Consider the following 2,489-nt stretch of genomic DNA (forward strand, 5'->3'; position numbering starts at 1 on the left):
TGTTGATTTCCGCTGAGAGTTGACCCGGGATTTTCATCGAGAAGTGACCCGGGTGGATGTGTGTTTCCCGCGATGCGGGGGTTGGGTCAAGCGGGTGATTTTTCCTTTTTGGTTTTGGGTGCGGCGGAGCTGGCCCGGAACCGGAAGCTGTCGTTTCCAGTCTCCAGGATGTGGCAGTGGTGGGTGAGCCGGTCGAGCAGGGCGGTGGTCATCTTGGCATCGCCGAACACACCCGCCCATTCGCTGAAGCTGAGGTTGGTGGTGATGATCACGCTGGTCTGCTCGTAGAGCTTGGAGAGCAGGTGGAACAGCAAGGCTCCGCCTGACGGACTGAACGGCAGGTAGCCCAGCTCATCGAGGATGACGAGGTCGAGGCGCAGCAGGCGCTCGGCAAGCTGGCCAGCCTTGTTCATGGCCTTTTCCTGTTCGAGCATGTTGACCAGGTCGACGGTAGAGAAGAACCGGGCCTTCCTGCGGTGGTGTTCGACGGCCTGGATGCCGAGCGCGGTGGCGATGTGGGTCTTGCCCGTGCCGGGGCCACCGATCAGCACGACGTTGTCAGCACCGTCGATGAACTCGCCACGGTGCAGCTGGCGGACCAGGGCCTCGTTCACCTCGCTGGATGCGAAGTCGAACCCGGCCAGGTCCTTGTAGGCCGGGAACCGGGCCGCCTTGATCTGGTAGGCGATGGACCGGACCTCGCGCTCTGCCATCTCGGCCTTGAGCAGCTGGGAGAGGATCGGCACGGCGGCATCGAAGGCCGGGGCACCCTGGGCGATGAGATCGCTCACCGCCTGGGCCATCCCGTACATCTTGAGGCCGCGCAGCATGACCTCGACGGCAGCGCTGGCGGGATCATGACGCATGGCGCAGCCCCCGCAGGTTATCATAGCGGCCAACGTCGGCGAGCGGCTCCTGGGCAAGGCGCAGGGCTTGCGGCGCGTCGATAGGTGATGCTGGCGGCGCCTTGCCGTCGGTCAGCCGGTGCAGGATGTTGAGCACGTGGGTCTTGGTCGGAACACCGGCCTCCAGCGCCAGCTCGACGGCGCACAGCACCGCCTGTTCGTCATGGTGCAGCACCAGCGACAGGATCTCGACCATCTCCCGGTCGCCACCCGGGCGCTTGAGCAGGTACCCCTGCAACTGGCGGAACGCCTCGGGCATCTCGGTGAACGGCGCGCCGTTGCGCAAGGCACCGGGCTTGCGCTGGATCACCGCCAGATAGTGCCGCCAGTCGTAGACGATCCGCCCCGGCAGATGATGCGAGCGGGCGATGATCCGGCCATGCTCGCACAGGATCCGACCCTCGGCGGCGATGACGATCCGGTCCGGGTAGATCCGCAAGGACACGGGCCGGTTGGCAAAGGAGGCTGGCACCGAGTACCGGTTGCGCTCGAAGTTTACCAGGCAGGTCGGCGATACCCGCTTGGTGTGTTCGACGAAGCCATCGAAGGTCCGCCCCAGCGGCATCAGGCTGGCGAGTTCCGCGGCATGCACATCGGCGATGGTGCCGGGCAACGCGCCATGTGCGATCTGCCCCCATTGCGCGATACAACGTTCCTCAAGCCATGCGTTCAGGGCATCCAGATCGGGGAAGCTGGGCATCGGCTGCCAGAGCCGGCGACGGGCATCCTGGACGTTCTTCTCGACCTGCCCCTTCTCCCATCCCGATGCCGGGTTACAGAACTCGGGCTCGAACAGGTAATGGCTGGCCAGAGCCGCGAACCGGGCGTTGACCTGCCGCGCCTTGCCACTGCCGATCCGATCCACCGCGGTCTTCATGTTGTCGAAGATCCCGCGCTGCGGCACTCCGCCCAGCACCCGGAAGGCCTGCGTCAGCGCATCGAACAGCATCTCATGGGTCTGGAGCAGATAGGCCCTGACGATGAACGCCCGGCTGTGCGACAGCTTGGTGTGCGCCACCTGCAGCTTGGTCTGCTTGCCGGCAATGATCGCCCAGTCCTCGCTCCAGTCGAACTGGAACGCTTCGCCAGGCTGGAACACCAGCGGCACGAAGGTCCCGCGCCCGCTGGTCTGGGCATCACGCTGGCGGTCGGCCTTCCAGTTGCGGGCAAAGGCCGCAACACGGCCGTAGGAGCCATCAAAGCCCAGGGCGACGAGATCGGCGTGCATCTGCTTGACCGTGCGCCGCTGCTTGCGCGAGCGGCCAGCTTCGATCCGCAACCAACCCGCCAGCTTCTCGGCAAACGGGTCCAGCTTGCTTGGCCGGTCGGGCACCTTGAACCTGGGCTCAACCGCACCGCTGCGAAGATACTTGCGGATGGTGTTGCGCGACAGGCCAGTCCGTCGCTCAATCTCCCGGATCGGCATCCCATTACGGAAATGCCAGCGCCGGATTACGCTCAATAACGCCATGTCGATCACTCCAATGTCCCCCGACGCAACAGCCAGGGGAAAGGTCAGAACATGGGTCACTTCTCAGCGGAAATTTATGCCTCTCCCGGGTCAACTCTCAGCGGAAATCAACA

Annotated in this window: 2 protein-coding genes; both read right to left on the bottom strand. The window is 64.5% G+C overall.

Annotated elements, in window-relative coordinates; genetic code table 11:
• Nucleotides 1-86: 86 nt before the first annotated feature.
• On the bottom strand, nucleotides 87-866 hold the full coding sequence (gene istB, locus NZK81_RS21310; RefSeq protein ID WP_260047974.1) for an IS21-like element helper ATPase IstB: 780 nt from the start codon (nucleotides 864-866) through the stop codon (nucleotides 87-89).
• Nucleotides 856-2,376, bottom strand: coding sequence for an IS21 family transposase (istA, locus tag NZK81_RS21315; RefSeq protein ID WP_260047975.1), 1,521 nt, complete (start codon nucleotides 2,374-2,376; stop codon nucleotides 856-858). Before istA ends, istB begins: the two co-directional genes overlap by 11 nt.
• Between the last annotated feature and the right edge of the window lie 113 nt (nucleotides 2,377-2,489).

It is taken from the genome of Novosphingobium mangrovisedimenti (assembly GCF_025153475.1).
GTDB lineage: Bacteria > Pseudomonadota > Alphaproteobacteria > Sphingomonadales > Sphingomonadaceae > Novosphingobium > Novosphingobium mangrovi_A.